General features: G+C 73.2%; 17 protein-coding genes. 12 read left to right on the forward strand and 5 right to left on the reverse strand.

The features are described 5' to 3' along the window. Positions 1 to 11 precede the first annotated feature (11 nt). From AB0O11_RS22315 to AB0O11_RS22335, 5 genes are all read left to right on the forward strand, one after another. Entirely contained in the window at positions 12 to 2147 is a 2136-nt protein-coding gene (locus AB0O11_RS22315) for a SpoIIE family protein phosphatase (RefSeq protein WP_363389660.1), read from the forward strand. Between the two features lie 295 nt (positions 2148 to 2442). Next, the gene (locus tag AB0O11_RS22320) at positions 2443 to 5037 is read left to right on the forward strand and encodes a SpoIIE family protein phosphatase (RefSeq protein ID WP_363389755.1); all 2595 of its coding nucleotides are present in this window, start codon (positions 2443 to 2445) and stop codon (positions 5035 to 5037) included. 181 nt (positions 5038 to 5218) lie between these two features. Then, entirely contained in the window at positions 5219 to 6346 is a 1128-nt protein-coding gene (locus AB0O11_RS22325) for a hypothetical protein (protein ID WP_363389662.1), read from the forward strand. 201 nt (positions 6347 to 6547) lie between these two features. Next, complete coding sequence (locus AB0O11_RS22330) at positions 6548 to 6754, forward strand: hypothetical protein (RefSeq protein ID WP_363389664.1); 207 nt, start codon at positions 6548 to 6550, stop codon at positions 6752 to 6754. 294 nt (positions 6755 to 7048) lie between these two features. Continuing rightward, a complete protein-coding gene (locus tag AB0O11_RS22335) occupies positions 7049 to 9109 on the forward strand; it encodes a phosphocholine-specific phospholipase C (RefSeq protein WP_363389667.1) in 2061 nt (686 codons plus the stop codon). Between the two features lie 97 nt (positions 9110 to 9206). Here AB0O11_RS22335 and AB0O11_RS22340 read toward each other — a convergent pair whose 3' ends face one another. The 3 genes from AB0O11_RS22340 to AB0O11_RS22350 are packed head-to-tail and all read right to left on the reverse strand — an operon-like array spanning position 9207 to position 12861. Beyond that, positions 9207 to 10916, reverse strand: coding sequence for an urease subunit alpha (locus AB0O11_RS22340; protein WP_363389670.1), 1710 nt, complete (start codon positions 10914 to 10916; stop codon positions 9207 to 9209). Continuing rightward, positions 10913 to 11620: an urease subunit gamma gene (ureA, locus tag AB0O11_RS22345; protein WP_363389672.1), complete on the reverse strand. Its 708-nt coding sequence runs from the start codon at positions 11618 to 11620 to the stop codon at positions 10913 to 10915. The genes AB0O11_RS22340 and ureA overlap by 4 nt, the downstream gene beginning before the upstream one ends. Positions 11621 to 11658: 38 nt before the next feature. After that, positions 11659 to 12861 carry an agmatine deiminase family protein gene (locus AB0O11_RS22350; RefSeq protein ID WP_363389675.1) on the reverse strand — a complete coding sequence of 401 codons (1203 nt, stop codon included), beginning with the start codon at positions 12859 to 12861 and terminating at the stop codon, positions 11659 to 11661. Positions 12862 to 13127: 266 nt separating this feature from the next. Between AB0O11_RS22350 and tatA the strand changes: the two genes are divergently transcribed. Next, positions 13128 to 13376 (forward strand): Sec-independent protein translocase subunit TatA, encoded by a 249-nt coding sequence (gene tatA / locus AB0O11_RS22355; protein WP_363389677.1) that lies wholly within the window; start codon positions 13128 to 13130, stop codon positions 13374 to 13376. 76 nt (positions 13377 to 13452) lie between these two features. Here the strand turns inward: tatA and AB0O11_RS22360 are convergent, their stop codons facing one another. Both AB0O11_RS22360 and AB0O11_RS22365 read right to left on the reverse strand, forming a co-directional pair. After that, the gene (locus tag AB0O11_RS22360; protein ID WP_363389680.1) at positions 13453 to 15141 is read right to left on the reverse strand and encodes a protein kinase; all 1689 of its coding nucleotides are present in this window, start codon (positions 15139 to 15141) and stop codon (positions 13453 to 13455) included. Between the two features lie 154 nt (positions 15142 to 15295). After that, a complete protein-coding gene (locus AB0O11_RS22365) occupies positions 15296 to 15865 on the reverse strand; it encodes a TetR/AcrR family transcriptional regulator (RefSeq protein WP_224285347.1) in 570 nt (189 codons plus the stop codon). Between the two features lie 291 nt (positions 15866 to 16156). Here AB0O11_RS22365 and AB0O11_RS22370 point away from each other — a divergent pair, with 291 nt between their 5' ends. The 6 genes from AB0O11_RS22370 to AB0O11_RS22395 are packed head-to-tail and all read left to right on the forward strand — an operon-like array spanning position 16157 to position 22420. Next, complete coding sequence (locus AB0O11_RS22370) at positions 16157 to 17161, forward strand: agmatine deiminase family protein (protein WP_363389683.1); 1005 nt, start codon at positions 16157 to 16159, stop codon at positions 17159 to 17161. 32 nt (positions 17162 to 17193) lie between these two features. Next, positions 17194 to 18843, forward strand: a complete 1650-nt coding sequence (locus AB0O11_RS22375) for an ABC transporter substrate-binding protein (RefSeq protein ID WP_363389686.1) — start codon at positions 17194 to 17196, stop codon at positions 18841 to 18843. Beyond that, positions 18840 to 19799: an ABC transporter permease gene (locus tag AB0O11_RS22380; protein ID WP_363389689.1), complete on the forward strand. Its 960-nt coding sequence runs from the start codon at positions 18840 to 18842 to the stop codon at positions 19797 to 19799. The genes AB0O11_RS22375 and AB0O11_RS22380 overlap by 4 nt, the downstream gene beginning before the upstream one ends. After that, positions 19796 to 20650: an ABC transporter permease gene (locus tag AB0O11_RS22385; protein ID WP_363389692.1), complete on the forward strand. Its 855-nt coding sequence runs from the start codon at positions 19796 to 19798 to the stop codon at positions 20648 to 20650. The genes AB0O11_RS22380 and AB0O11_RS22385 overlap by 4 nt, the downstream gene beginning before the upstream one ends. Beyond that, entirely contained in the window at positions 20647 to 21630 is a 984-nt protein-coding gene (locus tag AB0O11_RS22390; RefSeq protein WP_363389695.1) for an ABC transporter ATP-binding protein, read from the forward strand. Before AB0O11_RS22385 ends, AB0O11_RS22390 begins: the two co-directional genes overlap by 4 nt. After that, positions 21623 to 22420, forward strand: coding sequence for an ATP-binding cassette domain-containing protein (locus tag AB0O11_RS22395; RefSeq protein ID WP_363389701.1), 798 nt, complete (start codon positions 21623 to 21625; stop codon positions 22418 to 22420). Before AB0O11_RS22390 ends, AB0O11_RS22395 begins: the two co-directional genes overlap by 8 nt. Positions 22421 to 22447: the final 27 nt, after the last annotated feature.

Consider the following 22447-nt stretch of genomic DNA (forward strand, 5'->3'; position numbering starts at 1 on the left):
GGGTGCTTGTGATGGGCGTGCCGTTGCATCCGTCGCCGAGGCCCGGACTCGAGGCCGCCGAGGCGCCGGCCGGGCGCGCTCTGGACGCGGCGGCGCGGATCCTGCGATCGGCGCCGGCCCGGCTCGACGCGTACTTCGGCGGCCTCTACCTGCTGTCGGGGGACCGGCAGCTGCTGGAACTGGCCGTGACGCTGGGGGCCGCCCGGCAGTTCACCCGGCCGTGGCAGCGCGTCGGCATGACCGCACCGATACCGGTGGCCGAAGCGGCGCGCAGTGGCAGGGTCGTCTGGGTGGCCGGCACGGACGACATGGCGCGCAGGTACCCGAGGGTCGCGCTCGCCATGCCGTACCCGTTCTGCCTCGCGGCCGCTCCGCTCGTCGCACGAGGGACCACGTACGGGGTCGTCTTCGTGTTCTGGCCCGCCGCGCATCCCCCCGAAATGTCGCACGGTGAACGGGACCGGTTCGACGCCTTCGCCGCGAGCCTGGCCGAGGTGCTGGCGGAGGCGGCGCGGGCAGGCCGCCCGGTCCGGGCCGGCCCGCGTCCCGAGGTGGCGGAGCGCGGTTCCGCCGCCCCCCTCACCACGATGGCGGAACGGCTTCCGGAGGGCATCTGCGGCATCGATCTGGACGGCAGGCTGGCCGTGGTCACACCGGCCGCCGCCGAGCTGCTGGGGGAGCCGGTCGAACGGCTGCTGGGCGTACGGCTGTGGGCGGCCCTGCCGTGGCTGCGGGATCCGGTGTACGAGTACCACTACCGGACCGCGGTGATCAGCGGGCAGTCCACTTCCTTCGTCGCGTTGCGGCCGCCGAACCGGTGGCTGTCGTTCGAGCTCTTCCCGGACCCGTCCGGACTGACCGCGCGGATCGTCTCCGCCGACGCCGCCCGCCGCGACCGGACCACCGGAACGCCGTCCGTCCGGGCGGCGCACACGCGGCCCGGAGCGCTGTACCACCTCCTCCAACTCGCCGGCGCGCTGACCGAGGCCGTCAGCGTGCAGGACGTGGTGAGCATGGTCTCCGAGCAGATCGTGCCGGCTTTCGGCGGTCAAGCCGTGGCGGTGCTGATGGCCGAAGGGGGCCGGCTGCGCATCGTGGGCCATCGCGGCTACCCACCGGGCCTGGTCGACCGGTTCGACGGCACCCCGCTGACCGAGCCCACACCCGGTGTCCGGGCGTCCACCAACCCCGCGCCGAAGTACTTCGAGAGCCGTGCGGAGCTGGAGCGGCTCTACCCGGGCCGCCCCGAGACGCAGGACGGGATGGCCGCCTGGGCCTATCTGCCGCTGGTGACCTCGGGCAGGCTGATCGGCACCTGCGTACTGGCGTTCGCCGAGCCGCACCACTTCGATCTCGAGGAACGAGCCGTCCTCACCTCGCTCGGCGGACTGATCGCCCAGGCCCTGGACCGTGCCCGGCTGTACGACACCAAGCTCGGCCTCGCCCACGGCCTCCAGGAAAGCCTGCTGCCCCGTGCGCTGCCGCACGTCCCGAGCCTGGAGGTCAGCGCCCGCTACCTGCCGTGCACCCAGGGAATGGACGTCGGGGGCGACTTCTACGACCTCATCCGGGTCGGGCCCGACACGGTGGCCGTCGTGATCGGCGACGTCCAGGGCCACAACGTCAACGCCGCCGCGCTGATGGGCCAGGTCCGTACCGCCGTCCGTGCCTTCGCTTCGGCCGACGCCGATCCGAGCACCGTGCTCTCCCGCACCAACCGCCTTTTGGCCGGCCTGGACACGGCCCTGCTGGCCAGCTGCGTCTACCTGCGCGTCGACCTCGCCCGGCGCGAGGCCTGGCTGGCCGACGCCGGCCACCCGGTACCCCTGCGGTACGGCCCGGACGGCCGGGCGGACGCACTGGAGCCGCTCGTCGGCATGGTGCTGAACGTCGACCCCGCCGCCGACTATCCGCAGATCCGCATCGACCTGCCGATCGGCACCACCCTGGTCCTGTACACCGACGGCCTCGTCGACACTCCCGGTACGGACCCCGACCGGGCGCTGGCCGACCTCACCGCCACGCTGGCCCGCCACGGCGGCGAACCGCTCGACCGGCTGGCCGATGCGCTCGTCGATCGGGCCGGGCAGGGAGAGCACCGCACCGACGACGTCGCGCTGCTGCTGATCCGGTCCGTCCCCCGGTGAGCCGACACGGGAGCGGGGCCGCTTCCGAGGGCGGGCGGGTTTCGGCGCCCGTGCGGGGACGGCGCACGCGGGCACGGCGCGCGCGAGCGTGCTCGGGCGGGGTCCCCCGTGTGCTGTGTCCCGCTCGTGCCAGGGGCGGGACCATGGGTGTATGGCGAAAGACACGGGCCCCTCTCCCCGGGCTCCGAGCGGAGCGGCCGGCCGCAGTGGGCGGCGGCATCCACGCCCGATCCCGCGGGGGCCGTCGGTGCGGCGTCTGCGGTCGGTGACGAGCATCCGCAGCGTCGCCGGCCAGATGTTCCTCCTCCAGGTGTTCATCGTGCTGCTGCTCGTGGTGGCGGCCGTCGTCGCGCTGCTGGTCGAGTCCCGCAGCGACCGGTACGCGGCCGCGCGCGACCGATCGCTCGCCGCGGCCGAGGCGTTCGCCCACGGCCCCGGCCTGGTGGCGACGATGCAGGGCCCCGATCCCAGCGCGGTGCTCCAGCCGCTGACCGAAGCGGCCCGGACAGGGGCCAAGGTCGACTTCATCGTGGTGGCCGACCGGAACGGCATCCGGTACACCCACCCCGAGCCGGCACAGATCGGCAAGAAGTTCGTCGGCACCATCGAGCCGTCGCTGCACGGGTTGGTCACCGTCGAGCGGGTGCACGGCCCGCTCGGCCTGGAGTACCAGGTGGTGGTTCCGGTGGAGGACACCCACGGCGGGGTCGTGGGCGTCGTGGCCGCCGGGATGAAGGTCGCCAACGTGAGCAGCGCGATCAACCGCCAGCTGCCGGTCGTCCTGGGTGCCGGCACCGTCGCGCTCGCCCTGGCCACGGCCGGAACGGGGCTGGTGGGCAGGCGCCTCCTGCGGCAGACCCACGGCTTGGGGCCGGAGGAGATGACCAGGATGTACGAGCACCACGACGCGGTGCTGCACGCGGTGCGCGAGGGCGTGGCCATCGTCGGCGGCGACGGCCGGGTCCTGCTCGCCAACGACGAGGCGCGCCGGCTGCTGGACCTGCCCCCCGACGCGGAGGGGCGCGCTGTCACCGACCTCGGCCTCGACCCCCGTACGAGCGAACTGCTGCTCTCCGACAGCACGGTCACCGACCAGGTGCTCCCCGTCGGCGACCGCCTGCTGGCCGTCAACAACCGCCCCACCGACAGCCGGGGAGGCCCGCCCGGCAGCGTCACCACCCTGCGTGACTCCACCGAACTGCGCGCCCTCGCGGGGAAGGCCGAGGTCGCCCGCGGTCGGCTCAGGCTGCTGTACGACGCGAGCATGACCATCGGCACCACGCTGGACGTCCGGCGCACCGTGAAGGAACTCGCCGACATCGCCTCCCGGGACTTCTGCGACTACGCCACCGTCGACCTCGCCGAAGAGGTCCTGCGCGGCGAGGAACCGCACCCCCTGGCGGTCGGTGCCGGGGTGGAGCTGCGGCGGGTGGCGCTCACGGGCATCCGGGACGATTCGCCGCTGTACCGCGAGGGCAGGCTGGTCCGGTGGGCGGGGACCACCCCGCAGGCGGCGGGCTTCGCCAGCGGGCGATCCGCGCTGGTCGCCGAGCTGGCGACCGACGTCGGGTGGCGCATGCAGGAACTCGAGCGCACGCAGGCGGTGCTGGAATTCGGCCTGGCATCGCTGATCACCGTTCCACTGACGGCGCGGGGCGTGCTGATGGGCGTCGCCTGCTTCTGGCGCGGCCGGGACAGGGGCCCGTTCGAGGACGAGGACCTGTCCGTGGCCGAGGAGCTGGCCGCCCGGGCCGCCGTGTCCGTCGACAACGCCCGCCGCTTCACGCGCGAGCACACGATGGCCGTCACCCTGCAGCACAGCCTGTTGCCGCGCGCGTTGCCCGAGCAGAGCGCCATCGAGGTCGCCTACCGCTACCTGCCCGCCCAGGCCGGGGTCGGCGGCGACTGGTTCGACGTGATCCCGCTGCCGGGTGCCCGGGTCGCGCTCGTCGTCGGCGACGTGGTCGGCCATGGCATGCACGCGGCCGCGACCATGGGCCGCCTGCGCACCGCCGTCCAGAACTTCTCCACGCTCGACCTGCCGCCGGACGAGCTCCTCGGACACCTGGACGAACTGGTCGCCCACATCGACCAGGAGGCTGCCGCAGCCGGGGGTGAGCTCACGATCACCGGTGCCACGTGCCTCTACGCGATCTACGACCCCACCACCGCCGTCTGCGCGCTGGCCCGGGCGGGCCATCCCCCGCCCGCCCTCGTCCACCCGGACGGCACCGTGGAACTCCTCGGCCTCCCCGCCGGTCCGCCGCTCGGCCTGGGCGGGATGCCCTTCGAAGCCACGCAGGTGCGACTGTCGCCGGGGAGCAGCCTGATCCTCTACACCGACGGCCTCGTCGAGGACCGCACCCGCGACATCGGTGTCGGCCTGGACACCCTCACGGCCGTCCTGGGCCGCCCCGACCGGTCGCCGCAGGAGGTCTGCGAAGCCGTGCTCGACGTCCTGCTGCCCGACCGCCAGAACGACGACATCGCCCTCCTCGTCGCCCGGACCCGCGTGCTGGAGCCGGATCGGATCGCGGAGTGGGAGGTGGCCTCGACTCCGGAGGCCGTGGCCCAGGCCCGCGCCGAGGCCACCCGACAGCTCGCCGAGTGGGGTCTTGACGAGGCAGCCTTCGTCACCGAACTGGTGCTCAGCGAACTGGTGACCAACGCCATCCGCTACGGGACCGGACCGATCGGGGTGCGGCTGCTGTACGAGCGCACGCTGATCTGCGAGGTCTCCGACACCAGCAGCACCGCCCCGCACCTGCGCTACGCGGTCGCGGAGGACGAAGGCGGCCGTGGCCTGTTCCTCGTCGCCCGGCTCACCGAACGCTGGGGAGTCCGCTACACCCCCGAGGGCAAGATCATCTGGGCCGAGCAGTACCTGTGACCGGGCGTCCCGGCATCCGGCCGCGTGTGGCACCGTCCGCAGGCCCACCCTTGGCGGAACTCACCGCGCGCCTGGACCGGGGCGGGTCTAACGTTGCGTAGCGGGGGATAACTCTGTGTGACTACTGCGGGTCGGGGCCGTCGAGCCTCGGGGCTCCGGGCCGCCCTTCAGGAGGAAGTGCATGAGATTCCAGGTATGTTCGAGCGCGCTGGCGACCGCCGTGCTGACCGTCGGCCTGACCGGTGCCGCGACCCCGGCGGGGGCCGCCGACCGTACGCCGTTCCTCGACCGCCTGCACACGGTGAACACGGTCGCGTCCACCGTTCCGGCGAACGGCGACCAGAACCCGTACGGCACGTTCGTGATCCGCGAAAGCATCGGTGACCTGCACCGGGGCAACATCCTGGTCAGCAACTTCAACAACTCGGTGCCCCCGTCCGGGGAACAGGGCAGGGGCACCACGCTGGTCCAGATCACCCCGGGCGGACAGGCGTCCACGTTCGCCACGATCGATCCGAACAACCTGCCGGGCCCCTGCCCGGGCGGGGTCGGACTGACCACCGCGCTGACCGTCCTGCCCGGCGGCTGGGTCGTGGTCGGCAGCCTCCCGACCGCGGACGGCAACTCGGCCACGGCCCAGGCCGGCTGTCTGTTGGTGCTGGACAGCCACGGGACGGTGCGCGAGACGATCGCGGGTGACGGCATCAACGGCCCGTGGGACATGACCGCGGTCAGCTCCGAGCGGCGGAGCGAGCTGTTCGTGACCAACGTGCTCAACGGCACGGTGGCCGCCGGCGGTGCGGAGGTCGACCAGGGTACCGTGCTGCGGATCACCCTGAGCTCCGAGGGGGACAGGCCGCCGAAGCGGGTCGCCACCACCGAGATCGCGTGCGGGTTCCCCGAGCGGACGGACCCGGCGGCCCTGGTGGTCGGACCGACCGGCGTGGCCCTGGGCAAGGACGGAACGCTCTTCGTGGCCGACACCGTTCGCAGCCGGATCACCGCCATCCCCCGCGCCCTGACCCGCCAGGACAGTGACGGTATCGGGAAGGTCATCAGCGAGGGTGGCAACCTCAACGGCCCGCTCGGGATGGCCCTCGCGCCCGGGGGCGACATCCTGACGGTCAACGGCGGGGACGGGAACATCGTCGAGACCACCGAGCGCGGCCAGCAGGTGGCGGTCAAGCAGATCAACTCCGAGGGCAACCCGCCCGGTGCCGGTGCGCTCTTCGGCCTCGCGGTGGACCTGGACCGCGACGCGGTCTACTTCGTCAACGACGTCGACAACGAACTCGACGTTCTGCACTGAGGCTTGAGCGCCGTGCTCGAGGAATAGGGGCCTCCCGGACCGCAGGACGCCGTCCTGCGGCCGGGGGCTCCTGGGTGCGGGCGTGGGGATTGCCGCGCTGCCGGCTGCGGTGACCCCCACGCCCGCTGTTGTCGTACCGGAACCCGCCACACCGCTGCCGCCGGTGGCCCACCGGTCCCCGGACCGGGCGCTCGCGGTGGTGTGCTCGGCCGGTGCTCGACCAACCCGCCGGCCGGTGCCGACCACCCGGCTCAGGCGGCCCCCGCCCTCGCCCGCTCCCGCTCCGGTGAGGCCGGCCCGTACCCCGCCTGGGCCGACGAGCGCTGCGCCGACGAGCGCTGCGCCGACCGGCCGCTCCGGGACCGCACGACCGACTCCTTCGAACCCGATCTCGCCGACGGCTCCTGAGCGGAGCCGTCGGCGTCGGCGTGCCGCCGGCGAGGTGCCGAGACCGACCCGTACCGCACCTCCGTTCTCCGGGCGGCAGGCGGTGCGCCGCACTCGCCGGTGCCGCCTGGACGCCGATCCCCGGTGCCGTCGGTCGACCCGTTGCCATGGGTGCCGCATCTTGTCCGTACAACTCGATGCGTTCGTCTGCCGTATGGCGGGCAGTCATGAATGGGCCGCCGGACGGTCCCCCACGCACGCTGTCCTTGGGGACGCCGTCCTCCACCTACCTGACATGCAGAGGTCAACCCACCCATGGCAGAGCTGAACCGCCGCCGATTCTTCCAACTCGCGGGCGCGACCGTCGCGTTCTCGTCGCTGTCGCAGAGCATCGCCCGAGCCGCTTCCATCGCCCCGCTGGGGAGCACCGGCACCCTCCAGGACGTCGAGCACATCGTCGTGCTGATGCAGGAGAACCGTTCGTTCGACCACTACTTCGGGTCGCTGAAGGGCGTCCGAGGCTTCGGCGACCCCCGTCCGGTGACCCTGCCGAGCGGCAAGCCGGTGTGGCACCAGACGGACGGCCTCAAGCGGGAGGTGCTGCCGTTCCGGCCTCAGGTCAGGGATCTCGGGATGCAGTTCATCCAGGACCTCAACCACGACTGGGCCGGCGGTCACAAGGCGTTCAACAGCGGCAAGTACGACCAGTGGATACCCGCCAAGACGGCCACCACGATGGCCTACCTGACCCGCGACGACATCCCGTTCCACTACGCGCTCGCCGACGCGTTCACCGTCTGCGACGCCTACCACTGCTCGTTCATCGGTTCCACCGACCCGAACCGCTACTACATGTGGACGGGCTGCACCGGCAACGGCGTCACCGGCAGCGGCCCGGTCCTCGGCAACCAGGAGGCCGGCTACAGCTGGACGACCTACCCCGAGCGGCTGGAGAAGGCCGGGATCTCCTGGAAGATCTACCAGGACGTCGGCGACGGACTGGACGCGGCCGGCTCCTGGGGCTGGATCGGCGACGCGTACCGCGGGAACTACGGCGACAACTCGCTGCTCTACTTCAACAACTACCGCAACGCCAAGCCGGGCGACCCGCTGCACGACAAGGCCCGCACCGGCACCAACGCCAAGGCGGGCGAGGGCCTGTTCGACATCCTGCGGCGCGACGTGCAGGCCGGCACGCTGCCGCGGATCTCCTGGATCGCCGCACCCGAGGCCTTCACCGAGCACCCCAACTGGCCCGCCAACTACGGTGCCTGGTACGTCTCTCAGGTGTTGGACGCGCTGACGTCCAACCCCGATGTGTGGGCCAGGACCGCGCTGTTCATCACCTACGACGAGAACGACGGCTTCTTCGACCACGTCGTGCCGCCGTTCCCGCCCTCCTCCGCCTCGCAGGGCCTGTCGACCGTCGCGACCAGCGCCGACCACTTCGCCGGCAGCATCGGCTACTCGGCCGGACCGTACGGCCTCGGCCAGCGGGTGCCGATGCTGGTCGTCTCGCCCTGGAGCACCGGCGGCTACACCTGCTCGGAGACCTTCGACCACACCTCGATCATCCGCTTCATGGAGCGCCGCTTCGGCGTCCGGGAACCCAACATCTCGCCCTGGCGGCGCGCGATCTGCGGCGACCTGACCTCCGCCTTCGACTTCACCACGTCGAACACGACCCCGGCGGCGCTCCCCTCCACGGCCGCCTACGTCCCGCCGGACCGCAACCGGCACCCGGACTACGTGCCCACCCCGCCCGCCGGCGGCACCATGCCGAAGCAGGAGCCGGGCGCAAGGCCCACCCGCCCGCTGACGTACGCGCCGTACGTGGACGGTTCGGCCGACACCGCCACGGGAAAGTACCGCCTCACCTTCAGCGCGGGCGCGACGGCGGGCGCCCAGTTCCTGGTGACCTCGGCCAACCGCACCGACGGTCCGTGGACGTACACCACGGAGGCCGGCAAGACGATCGCGGACGCCTGGAACACCACGTACTCCAAGGGCGTCACGGACCTGACCGTCCACGGCCCGAACGGCTTCCTTCGCCGCTTCCGCAACCCCGGCACGGCCGCCGGGCCCGAGGTCACCGCCCGCCACAACCCGACCACCGGCAACCTCGACCTGACCATCGCCAACCCGGCCGGCGCGGACGCCGTTCTCACCCTGACCAACGCCTACGGCGGCACGCCGCAGACCCTCACCGTCCGCCGGGGTGCGACCGTCACGTGCACCGTCGACCTGAGTGCCTGCCGCAGGTGGTACGACGTGACCGTCACCGCAGGCGGGACCGCCGACTTCGTGCGCCGCCTCGCCGGCCACGTCGAGACCGGCGCCCCCGGCCTCTCCGACCCGGGCATCGTCACCTACTGACGACGCCCTGCACGATCCCGCACGCGGCCGCCCCGGGCACCCAGGTGCCCGGGGCGGCCGGACGAGGACCCCGACAGCCGGCTGCCCGGCCGGCCGGTCAGAGGAAGTAGAGGCGGTTCAGCGGGACTTCCTCGGCAGGGGAGGACTGCAGCGGGGTGCCGTCGAGGGTGACGAGGCCCTGGCGTGGGTCCACGAGGACCTCGCCGAGACGGGTGTTGCGGACCATGTCGCGCGGGCCGATGCCGCGGGTGTGGCGGACGGCGACGCGACGGCGCCGGGTGGTCATGCTGTCGTACGGGCGGGCGTGGGTGCCGGACTCGGCGGCGGCGCGGCTGGTGAAGGCGACGGAGAGGTCGGCCGGGGTGGCACCGTGGGCACCGAACAGGGGGCCCATGACGAGGGGTTGGCAGGTTTCGGTGGCGGCGTTGGGGTCGCCGGTGACGCCGTAGGCGGGGAAGCCGGCCTTGAGGACCAGCTGCGGCTTGGCGCCGAAGGAGGCGGGCTGCCACAGGACGATGTCGGCGAGCTTGCCGACCTCGATCGAGCCGACCTCGTGGGAGAGGCCGTGCGCGATGGCCGGGTTGACGGTGAGCTTGGCGATGTAGCGCAGCACGCGCTCGTTGTCGTCCTCCGGGCCGTCGCCCTCCAACGGGCCGCGTTCGGCCTTCATCTTGCCGGCCACGGCGAAGGTGCGGCGCACCGTCTCGCCGGCCCGGCCCATGCCCTGGGCGTCGGAGGAGGTGATGCCGATGGCCCCGAGGTCGTGCAGGACGTCCTCGGCGCCCATGGTGCCGGCCCGGATGCGGTCGCGGGCCATCGCGGCGTCGCCGGGCAGGTCGGTCTTGAGGCCGTGGACGGAGACGATCATGCCGTAGTGCTCGGCGACGGCGTCCCGGCCGAAGGGCAGGGTGGGGTTGGTGGAGGAGCCGATGACGTTCGGCACGCCGGCCATCTTCAGCACGTTGGGGACGTGCCCGCCGCCGCAGCCCTCGATGTGGAAGGCGTGGATGGTGCGGCCTTCGAGGACGCGCAGGGTGTCCTCGACGGAGAGGCACTCGTTCAACCCGTCGGTGTGCATGGCCACTTGGACGTCATGGGCCTCGGCGACGGACAGCGCGGTGTCCAGCGCGCGGGTGTGCGCGCCCATGTCCTCGTGCACCTTGAAGCCGCAGGCCCCGCCCTCGGCCAGGGCTTCGACGAGCGGGGAGGGATGGGAGGAGGAACCGCGGCCCAGGAAGCCGATGTTGACGGGCCAGGCGTCGAAGGAGTTGAAGGCGTGGCGCAGCGCCCAGGGCGAGTTCACGCCGACGCCCCAGGCGGGCCCGAACTCCTGGCCGATGATGGTGGTGACGCCGGAGGCGAGCGAGGCCTCCATGATCCGCGGGGACATCAGGTGGACATGGGTGTCGATGGCGCCGGCGGTGGCGATCAGGCCCTCGCCGGAGACGATGGCCGTCCCGGTGCCGACGACCACGTCGACGCCGTCCAGGGTGTCCGGGTTGCCGGCCCGCCCGATGGCGGCGATCCGGCCCTCCCGGATGCCGATCGAGGTCTTCCGGATGCCCTGGATCGCGTCGATCACCAGGACGTTGCTGATGACGAGGTCGCAGGTGTCCCGGACGGCGGCGGCCTTGAGGTGCAGGCCGTCGCGGGCGGTCTTGCCGAAGCCGACCAGGAACTCGTCGCCCGGCCGCTGGGAGTCGGACTCCACGCGGACGACCAGACCGCTGTCGCCGAGCCGGACACGGTCCCCGGCGCGCGGGCCGTGCACGGCGGTGTACTCGGACGCTTCGATGCTGCTGCTCACGGCTGGTTCTCCTGCTCGTCGTCGACTGCTCCGAGGTAGCCCTGCTCGGCCGCCCGGCGCAGGGCCTCCTGCCGTGTCCGCGGCGAGTCCAGCGGGCCGTCCACGAGCCCCGCGAAACCGATCGCGACCCGCTCACCGCCGATCGGCACCAGGCCGACCTCGACGGTGGTGCCCGGGTCGAAGCGCACCGAGGACCCGGCCGGGACGGCCAGGCGGGTGCCGTAGGCGGCGGCCCGGTCGAAGGCCAGCCGCGGATTGGCCTCGAAGAAGTGGAAGTGCGAGGTGACCGAGATCGGCACGTCCGCGGTGTTGCGCACGGCGAGGGTGTGCACGGGCTCGGGGCGGTCGTCGAGGTGGCCGGTGGGGAGCACGGCGCCCGGCGCGGCCTCGCCGAGGGTGCCGCCGCCGAACGGGTCGGCGATGACGGCGAGCCGGGTGCCGTCCTCGAACACGGCCTCGACCTGGATCTCGGTGACCAGGTCGGGGACGCCGGGCAGGACGTCGGCGGGGGAGAGGACGGAGCGTCCCCGTCGGACGGCCTCGGCCAGCCGGAGGCCGTCGCGGGCGGCCTCGCAGACGGTGTCCGAGACGAGGGCGATGGCCTCGGGGACGTTGAGCCGCAGGCCGCGGGCACGCCGGGCGCGGGCGAGTTCGGCGGCCGTGAAGATCAGTAGCCGGTCGCGTTCGGTGGGGGTCAGCTGCACAAGGGTTCCCTTCTCCCTCGGTGCGGGACGGCGGGGGGTCAGCCGGCGGGCTGGTCGTGGGTGGAGCAGTGGATGCCGCCCCCGCCGCCGGCGATGGTGTCGATCTGGAGGGGGACGATCTCGCGGTCCGGGAACTGGTCCCGGAAGATCTCCTGGGCGTGGCCGTCGGCCTTCGCGTCGCCGAACTTCGGCAGGTAGACGCCCTTGTTGCCGATGTAGAAGTTCAGGTACGAGGAGACGAAGGCGTCGCCGCGGCCGGTGATCCGGTCCGGGTCGGGCTGGCTGATCTCGATCACCCTGAGCTTCCGTCCAGCGGCGTCGGTGGCCTCGGCGAGGACGGCGCGGGCCTGGTCGGCGGAGCGGGACCAGACGTCCGGCGGGGTGCCGGGGAAGGCCCGGTCGAGGAGGACGACCCCGGGGGCGGCGAAGCGGGCGAGGCAGTCGACGTGGGCGTCGGTGATGTCCTTGCCCTTGACGCCCGCGAGCCAGATCACCTTGGTGAGGCCCAGCACCCGCCTGAGTTCAGCTTCGACCTCGTCGCGGGTGCGGCCGGGGTTGCGGTTCTCGTTGACCACGGAGCTCTCGGTGACCAGCAGGGTGCCCTGGCCGTCGGTCTCGAAGGAGCCGCCCTCGGCGGTGATCGGGGTCTCGATCCGTTCGATCCCGTACTTCTCCAGGACCGTGCGGGCGATCCGGGCGTCGTCGGTGTGCTCCTGCTTGCCGCCCCAGCCGCTGAAGTTGAAGTCGACGCCCTGGACCTTGCCGCCCTCCTCCACGAAGACCGGGACGGTGTCGCGGGCCCACAGGTCGTCCACCGGGACGGAGAGCAGCTCGACGCCCGAACCGCAGGCGTTGCGGGCCGAGGCCTCCTGGCCGGGGCGGACGAGCAGGACCACCGGTTCGCGCTCACCGATGGTCCTGGCCACCGAGGCGATGTCCTGGCGGGCGGCGCCGAGCTGGTCGCCCCAGACGTTCTCGGAGGCGGGCCAGGCCATGAAGGTCCGTTCGTGCTTCTCCCACTCGCCGCCGAGGCGGCGTCCGCGGGCGGGGGTGGGGGCGGACGCCGGGGGCTGTGCGGGCGCCTGCGTCGAGGGCTGGTCGGGGGCGCCGGCGACCGTCGGGGCCGCGGAGCCGGCCGGGTCGTCACCGGAAGCGGCGCAGGCGCTCGCGCCGAGGGCGATCACACCGGCTCCGGCGAGGGAGCGCAGTACCGTGCGGCGGGCGAGGGGGGAGTGGGACACGCTGGACTCCGGTGGGGCTGAGGGTGGTTCCGGTCCGGCGGGCGGGCCCGGCTCCGGGGGGAGCGGCCCGCGTGGCGCCGGTGAGCGGCGGACGAAGAGGCCGTCCCGGGGGGACGAGGTCGTCCGGCATCGCCGGAACTGAACTCTCGCATTGACTGAAAAATCAGTCAAGCTTTACGGTGAAGGTACCCAAACCACCCCGAGACGACCGGACCGCCGCCGCGAGCGGCCCCGGTCACGACGATGAAAGGCCGGGTGAGGCGGCGATGCTGCGCAATGGTCTGGAGCCCTGGCACGTCCTGGTGACGGTGGCCGTCCTGGTGCTGCTGTTCGGCTCCAGGAAGCTGCCCGAGATGGCGCGCGGGCTGGGGAGGTCGATGCGCATCCTGAAGTCCGAGACGGCGGCCCTGCGGGAGGACGGGGCGCCCGCCGGTCCGTCGGCGCAGCCGTCCGCCGGGCCCGCGGCGCCGTCGCCCGCCGGGCCCGCGGCCGAGCCGGCGAAGCGTCCGGTCTGACCGCAGGGGCCGCCCAGGGTCCGTCGCCGACTTCGGGAGCCGTCGTCCCCCCGCCACCCGGTGGGGGAGCGGCGGCTCAGCCGTTACGGCGGTAGTGGTCCAGGGACACCCGGACCGGCCCGTCCGAGCCCGCCGTCGACAGCACCCGGACGACGGCGAGGTCCCGCCCGTCCGCGGACCGGACGCAGAAGGCGCCGCGCGGCCCGACGGCGGTGAACGGCAGTCGTCCGGCCGGGCGGCTGCCGAGGCCCTTGAGACAGTCGGCCACCCCCAGGCCCGCGTCCCGGCCGATGAAGGAGTCGGCGGTCTCCGGTACCAGGAACTCGCCGTCGCCGCGACCGACGTACCAGGTCGCGCTGTCGACCGGGACCACGGTGCCGGTGGCGAGGTCGAACTCGTAGCCGGAGTCCGCCGAGGTCAGCTCGACCGCGCGGTAGACCGTGGCGTACTCGGCGGTGGGCGCGGGCGGTACCGGGGCGGTCGGCGAGGCGGCGGCCGGCCGGGTGGGCGTCGGAGCGGCCGTCGGGGTGCCGGGTGCGGCCGTGCCGGACACCGGGGCGTCGGCGGTCGCGGCCTCCTCCGGCTCCTGGTCGTCGAGCAGGAACACCGCCGCGGCGGCGCCGACGGTCAGGGCGACGGCGGCGGTCAGCGCGGTGCGTCCGAGGGTGCGTCTGCGCCCGCCCTTTCGGCGGGTGCTCTCGTGCGGCACCCGCGCGCCGGGCGCGGGCCCGGAGCCGGCCGCGGGCGCGGAGGCCAGCACCGTCGGCGTCGGGGTGGCCGGCGGGGCGAGGACCGTCCGGGCCGAGTCCGACCCGGCCCCGGCGGCCCCGGCGGGCACCTGCGGCAGCTCGGCGTGCCGGGTGATGTGGCTGGTCAGTGGGTATGGCAGCCAGTCGTCGCCGAACCTGAGGTGCCCGCCCACCGCCGGGTGGTTCCGGGCGGCGGCGATCACCTCGGCGGTGGTCGGCCGGTCCTCGGGCCGCTTGGCGAGGCACTGCAGCAGCAGGTTGCGCAGGCTCTCCGGGACCCGGTCGAGGTCGGGCTCCTCGTGGACGGTCCGGTAGAGCGCCGCCGGGTCCGGGCCGTCCCCGAAGGGCGGGGTGCCGCCGGCCACGTGGACGGCCAGGGCGCCCAGCGCGTAGACGTCGGTGGCCGGGGTCGCCGGCCGGCCCATCGCCTGCTCGGGCGCCATGTAGGCGGGCGAGCCGATGCGCAGTCCGGTGCCGGTCAGGGCGCTGGCGTCAGCCGCCCGGGCGATGCCGAAGTCGATCACCCGGGGGCCGTCGGAGGCGATCAGGACGTTGCCGGGCTTGAGGTCGCGGTGGACCACCCCGCTGGCGTGGATCGCCTGCAGGGCCTCGGCGATGCCCGCCACCAGCAGCAGGACGGTCCGTTCCGGCAGCGGGCCGAAGCGCTGGACCACCTGCTGGAGCGAGGGGCCCGGCACGTAGGTGGTGGCCAGCCACGGGGTGGCGGCGTCCACGCCCGCGTCGACCACCTGCGCGGTGAACAGCCCGTGGATGCGCCGGGCGCTGGCCACCTCCTGGGCGAAGCGGGCCCGGAACTCGGGGTCCTCGGCCAGCTCGGGCCGCACCACCTTGAGCGCCACCGGCCGGCCACCGGGGGTGTACGAGAGGTAGACCCGGCCCATCCCGCCGGCGCCGAGCCGGGCGTACAGCAGGTGGCCGCCGACCTCGCGCGGGTCGTCCGCGGTCAGCTCCTGGAAGACCGGCTGGAGGGTGAAGGGGGATCGGTCGACGGACATGCGGTGGCCTCTCTCGGCGGGCAGGGAGGGGGGCGGAGCCGGAACGGCGTCCCCGGGCGGCCACAGCGCTGTGCGGCGCAGACGGCATCGCGAAGTTTAGAGGTAGGGTCAGGGTAGTCGTGACGGGCGGACCGGACGCCGCCGGCCGGGGCCGTCAGCGGTGCAGTTCGGTGTCGACGGCGCTGCGCAGCAGCCGGCGGGCGTGGTCGAGGGGCAGCGAGCCGCTCAGCCAGCGCACGCTGAGGCCTTCGACGAGGGTGGTGAGCCGCTCGGCGGAGGCCGCGTGCGCGGGTGCGGTGCCGGTCGGGTCGGCCCGGGCGAGGAGTTCGGCGATGTCGTGCACCCAGGTGTGGGTGGTCCTCGCCAGGTCCTCGCGCAGGCTCGGTTCGAAGACCGCGCTGGCTCTCAACTCGCCCCAGGCGGTGCTGTTCTCCCGTACTTCGGTGCTGTCCTGGAGCTCGCGGAGCAGGACCCGTTCCAGGTCGGCCCGGGGGTCCTCGGTCCGGGGTGCGGGGTCCTCGTCGGCGGTGTAGTGGTCGGCGCGGTCGCTGATGAACTCCAGCGTCCGGCGCAGGATGCCGGCCCGGTCGGTGAAGTGGTAGTAGATCAGCGAGGTGGACACCCCGGCCTCGGCCGCCAGTTCGCCCACCCGTAGTCCGCGTACGCCGCGCCGGGCGATCACCCGGGTCGCGGCTTTGAGTATTTCCGTCCGACGGTCCGACATGGTCGCCCACTCTACCGGGCCTCCTGGCTGGTCAGACAGGTTCCTGATGATCGTTTCAGGGAGTTGCGCCGGCTTTGAGCCAAACGCTTGACTGAATTTTCAGTTCGATAGAGGATGCGGGGCAACCCCGCCCCCTGCATCACCCAGGGGCCCTCTGAGACCCCCCGGCGGCCCGTCCGGTACCCCACGGAGGCGGGCCGCCGGGGACTTCCCGTCCCACCACCCTCCCTCCCGACCGCCCCGCGCACCGGACGCGCCGGGCCGGCCGGGCCCCGACAGAAGAGGTTTCCCGTGACGTACCGAATGCCCGCGGAGTGGACCGAGCACGAGGGCTGCCTGATGGCCTGGCCCGTCCGCCCGGACCTGTGGGGCGACACCCTCGACGAGGTGAAGCGCGAGTACGCGGCGGTCGCCCGCGCCATCGCGGAGTTCGAGCCGGTCACCATGGTGGCGCCGCCCGGCCACGGCGAGGAGGCGCGTGCCCACTGCGGCGAGGGCATCACCGTCATCGAACTCCCCACCGACGACTCCTGGTTCCGCGACTCCGCGCCGATCTTCGTCCTCGACGGGGACGGCCGCCGGGCCGGCCTGGACTTCCGCTTCAACGCCTGGGGCCGCAAGCACAGCCCCTGGGACGCCGACGACCGGATCAGCGGCCTGTTGCTGGAGCACCTCGGCACCCCGGCGATCCGCTCCGAGATGATCCTCGAAGGCGGCGCGATCACCGTCGACGGCGAGGGCACGCTGATCACCACCGAGCAGTGCCTGCTCCACCCCAACCGCAACCCGGAGATGACCCGGGAGGAGATCGAGGCCGAGCTGAAGGCGCGCCTCGGCGTCACCAAGGTGATCTGGCTGCCGTACGGCGGCGCGCTGGACACCGAGACCGACGGGCACGTCGACGGCGTCTGCGCCTTCGTCGCCCCCGGCAAGGTCATGGTGCAGCTCCCGGCCGACCCGGAGCACCCGGACCACGTGCGGATGCGGGCCAACCGCGCCGTGCTGGAGCACTCCACCGACGCCCAGGGCCGGCCCTTCGAGATCGTCGACCTCACCCAGGCCGCCTTCGTCGAGGTCGACGGCCGCGAGGTCGAGGTGGGGTACCTGAACTTCTACCTGGCCAACGGCGGTGTCGTCGTGCCGGTCGCCGACCACCCCGAGGACGAGGGTGCGCTCGCCGTGCTCGCCGCCGCCTGCCCGGACCGGAAGGTCGTCGGCGTGCGGGCCAGGGTCATCGCCCACGGCGGCGGTGGCGTCCACTGCATCACCCAGCAGATCCCGGCCGCCCGCGCCTGACCCCCACGCCAGCGAACGGAGAACCCACCCTCATGCCTCCCACCGCGCCCGCGAGACGTGCCGCCGCCCCCGGCCGGCTCGCCCTCGCCACCGCCCTGCTCTCGGCCACGGCGCTGGTCGCCGCCTGCTCCGGACCGCCGCGCGGCGGCTCCGACCAGGCGGAGGTCCGGCTGTCCGCCGACACCCCGCCGGCCAAGGGCGAGCTCGACTCCTTCACCTGGGCCACCTACGCGGAGCCGCCCACCCTCGACTACCTCCAGGCCTTCGACTACCCGCAGAACACCGTCCTCGCGAACGTCTGCGAGAGCCTGATGCGCTGGACCCCCCAGCTCACCCTGGCGCCCGGCCTGGCCGAGAAGGCCTCCAACCCCGCCCCCACCACCTGGGTCTACGACCTGCGCCCCGGCGTGCACTTCCACGACGGCACGGTGATGACCGCCGACGACGTCGTCTACAGCCTCGGCCGGCAGACCAACCCGGACAACGCCTCCGCCTGGGCCCAGGTGTTCCAGAACGTCGACTCGGTCACCAGGACCGGCCCGCTCCAGGTCACCGTCAAGCTCAAGCAGCCCGACTCCCAGTTCCCGCAGTACATGGCCACCGCCGCCGGCGTGGTCGCCGCCAAGGCCGGAGTGGAGGCCGCCGGCAAGGACTACGGCACCGGCGGCAGCCTCGACTGCACCGGCCCCTTCAAGCTCGGCACCTGGGCCAAGGGCCAGTCGATCGAGCTGCAGCGGTTCGACGACTACTGGGGCACCAAGGCCAAGTCCAGGAAGGTCGTCTTCAGCTTCCTCACCGACCCGTCCGCCCGCACCAACGCGATGCTCACCGGCGACGTCGACGGCGGGTACCTGATCCCGACCGAGAGCTACGACCGGCTGCGCAAGAGCGGCGCCGGCACGCTCTACTTCGGCGAGGGCCTGAGCACCGTCAACCTCAACGTCACCAGCATGCAGGGCGTGCTCGGCGACGTCCGGGTCCGGCAGGCGCTGTCCCTTGCGCTCGACCGCTCCGGCTTCGTCAGGACCGGCCTCGCCGGCGCGGGCACCGTCACCGGCTCCCTCACCACCCGGGCCGCCTGGGCCGGAGCGCCCGACGACGTCCGCAAGAGCGCCTTCGAGCACCTCACCCCCACCACCCAGGACGTCGACCGGGCCAAGGCCCTGGTCAAGGAGGCCGGGGCCGAGGGCAGGACGCTCACCGTCGCCACCAGCACCATCGGCCAGGACGTCTCGCTGCTCTCCACCGCCGTCCAGGCCGCCGGAGCGAAGATCGGCCTGAACGTCCGGCTGCGGACGATCGCCCCGAACGCGTTCACCGCGCTGTTCACCGACCCCAAGGCCCGCGAGGGCCTGGACATGTTCCCCGAGACGTACTACGACTCGGTGACCGACCCGCTCGACCTGCTCACCAACTTCAGGACCGGCGCCTACCAGAACTTCGCCGGCTACAGCGACCAGGGCTACGACGGCCTCGTCGACCAGGCCACCGCCGAGTACGATCCGGCCAAGCGCGCCGCCATCGAGGCCAAGCTCCAGCAGACCGCCTCCGAGCAGCTGCTGTGGATCCCGGTCGCCGAGTGGCCCACCGCCGTCTTCCTCAACAAGCGCATCACCGGCGCCCCCACCACCATCGCGTACATGTACTACCCGTGGGCCGCCGACGTGGGGGCCGCACGGTGAGCTTCCTGCGATTCGCCGTCCGGCGGCTGGTCGAGATGGCCGCCACCCTGCTCGGCGCGTCCTTCGTGGTCTTCGGCGCGATGTACCTGGCGCCCGGCAACCCGGCGAGCTTCCTGCTGTCCGGGCGGTCGGCCTCCCCGGCCGCCCTACAGGCCATCAACGACCAGTACCACCTGGACGACCCCTTCCTGGTCCGCTACCTCCGCTGGCTCGGCCAGGTGCTGCAGGGCGACTTCGGACGCTCCCTGACCTACCGCACCGACGTCTCCCGGCTGCTCGCCGACCGGCTGCCGGCGACCCTGACGCTGGTGGCCATGGCCCTGCTGGTGGTCGTCGTCATCGGCCTGGTGCTCGGCTGGATCGGCGCGGTGCGCGGCGGCGCGACCGACTCGGCGATCCTGGTCTCCACCACGCTCGCCGTCGGCACCCCCTCCTTCGTCGCGGCGGTCCTGCTGCAGGGCCTGTTCGCGGTCAAGCTGGGCTGGTTCCCGACCAGCGGCACCGGTGACGGCTTCCTCGACCTGCTGTGGCACCTCACCCTGCCGTCGACCGCCCTCGCGCTGTACCTCATCGGGATGCTCGCCCGGGTCACCCGCTCGGCGATGCAGGAGGCCCTGGAGGGCGAGCACGTCGCCGTGGCCCGCAGCCGCGGCGTGCCCGAGCGGGAGGTGATCCGCCGCCACGTGTTCCGCAACTCGCTGGGCACCGTGCTGACCACCGGCGGCCTGATCGTCTCCACCCTGCTGGTCTGCACGATCCTGGTGGAGTCCGCCTTCAGCATCGGCGGCATCGGCCAGCTCCTGGAACTGTCCACCACCACCAAGGACTTCCCGACCGTCCAGGCCATCTCCCTGATCATCGTCGCCCTGTTCATGACGGTGAACCTGCTCGTCGACCTGCTCCACCCCCTGGTCGACCCCCGGGTCACCCTCGGTTCGAGGAGGTCCGACGCATGACCGTCGCCCTCACCCGCAGGCCCGGCCTCGGCCGCCTCAAGGCCGCCCGCGCCCCGCTCCACCTGATCTGCCTGGGCATCGTCGCCCTGGTGGTGCTCGCCGCCGTGCTCGCACCGTGGATCGCCCCGAGCGACCCGAACGGCGTCGACCTCGGCAACGCTCTGGCCGGCCCCTCGGCCGACCACCTGCTCGGCGTCGACGCCGCCGGCCGGGACACCCTCTCCCGGCTGCTGCTCGGCGCCCGCACCTCCCTGCTCGGCCCGCTCGGCGTGGTCGTCTTCTCCACCGCGGCCGGCGTCCTGGTCGGCCTGGTCGCCGGCTGGCGCGGCGGCTGGCTCGACTCCGTCCTGTCCCGCAGCACCGAACTGGTCTTCGCCTTCCCCGGCATGCTGCTCGCCATCCTGATCGTCTCGGTGTACGGGGAGGGCCTGCTCGCCCCCGTCCTCGCCCTCGCGGTCGCCTACCTGCCGTACGTCTCGCGGCTGACCCGCTCCCTGGTGCTGGCCGAACGGACACGGCCCTACGTCAGCGCCTACCGGGTGCAGGGCCACTCCGCCGCGCAGATCTGCCTGCGGCACGTCCTGCCCAGCATCGCCCCGATCGTCCTCGCCCAGTCCACCATCAACTTCGGATACGCCCTCATGGACCTGGCCGGCCTGTCCTTCCTCGGACTCGGCGTCCCCGCGCTCACCCCGGACTGGGGGCGGATGGTCTTCGACGGCCAGACCGCGATCCAGCACGGCTACCCGCTCTCCGCGATCCTGCCCTGCGTCCTGATCGTGCTCACCGTCGTCGCCTTCAACGTCGTCGGCGAGCGCTGGGCCGACCGCGTCGCCCGGAGGACCCCGTGAACCCAGCGGAGCACACGAACCCGGAGGGCCCCGTGCGCGCCCTCGACATCCGGGGCCTGCGGCTGCGCCTGCCCGGCACCGCCCGGCCCGTCCTCGACGGGGTCGACCTCACCGTGGGCCCGGGGGAGACCGTCGCCCTGGTCGGCGAGTCCGGCTCCGGCAAGAGCCTCACCTCCCGCAGCGCCCTCGGCCTGCTGCCGCCCGGCGCCACCGCCGAGGGCAGCGTCCTGGTCGACGGCGAGGACGTCCTGACGATGGGCCCCGACCGGCTGCGCGCGCTGCGCACAGGCCGGGCCGCGATGATCTTCCAGGACCCCCGCGCCGCCATCAATCCGCTGCGCCGCATCGGCGACTTCCTCACGGAGGGCGTCCGGCTCGGCGGCCGCACGGGCGCGGCCGACGCCGAACGGCGCGCGGTCGAACTCCTCGACGCCGTCGGCCTCGGCCCGGAACTGCTGCGCCGCTACCCCGGGCAGCTGTCCGGCGGCATGCTCCAGCGCGTCATGATCGCCGCCGCGCTGATGGGCGACCCGGTCCTGCTGCTCGCCGACGAGCCCACCACCGCGCTCGACGTGACCAGCCAGGCCGAGGTCATCGCACTGCTCGGCCGGCTGCGCGAACGCTTCGGCACCGGCCTGCTCTTCGTCACCCACGACCTCGGGCTCGCCGCCGCCATCAGCGACCGGGTCCACGTGATGTACGCCGGGCGGATCGTCGAGAGCGGCCCCGCCGAGGCGCTGTTCGAACGGCCTCGTCACCCCTACACCGCCGCGCTGCTCGCCGCCACCCCCCGGCTGGATGCCCGGCCCGGCCGGCTCGCTGCCATCGACGGCCAACCACCGGACCTGCGGCAGGAGTTGACCGGCTGCGCGTTCGCCGCCCGCTGCCGGTACGCGACCGACCTGTGCCGCGAGCAGACCCCCGCGCCGCACCCGGTCGCCTGCCACCACCCGCTTCGAGGGAGCCTCGCCGATGCCTGAGACCGTACTGGAGGTCACCGGGCTGCGCCGGACCTTCGGCTCCGTGCGGGCGGTGGACGACGTCTCCTTCACCCTCGCCGCCGGCGGATCGCTCGGCATCGTGGGTGAGTCCGGCTCCGGCAAGACCACCACCGCCCGGATCATCGTCGGCCTCGAACAGGCCGACGAGGGCGCGGTGCTGGTCCGCGGCCGGGCCCGCACCGGACGGGCGCGGGGCAGGACCGGGCGGCTGGAGCGCGCCCGCGAGGTCCAGATGGTCTTCCAGGACCCGTACCTCTCGCTCGACCCGCGCACCAGCGTCGAGGCCGTGCTCCGGGAGACCCTGCGCCTGCACTTCCCCGGCGCCGACCACGCGGCCCGGATCCGCGAACTCCTCGACCAGGTCGGCCTCGGTACCAGGGCGGCCGACGCGCTGCCCCGGCAGCTCTCCGGCGGCCAACGCCAACGCGTCGCGATCGCAAGGGCGTTGGCCGTCCAGCCGGCCGTGCTGGTGCTGGACGAGGCGGTCGCCGCACTCGACGTGTCCGTGCAGGCGCAGGTCCTCAACCTGCTCGCGGACATCCGCGAGGAGACCGGCGTCGGCTACCTGTTCATCACCCACGACCTCGGCGTCGTCCGCTGCGTCACCGACGAGGTCGTCGTGATGCGCCACGGAGCGATCGTCGAATCCGGCCCCACCGCCGAGGTCCTCGACTCCCCGCAGCACGCCTACACCCGGCTGCTGCTGGAGTCCGTCCCACGGCCCGGCTGGGATCCCGACCGGATCGCCGCCGCGCGCCGCGCACTGTAAGGCGGCCCCGGCCCGGCAGGTGGTGGG

This window comes from Kitasatospora sp. NPDC093102 (assembly GCF_040683915.1).
Classification (GTDB): domain Bacteria; phylum Actinomycetota; class Actinomycetes; order Streptomycetales; family Streptomycetaceae; genus Kitasatospora.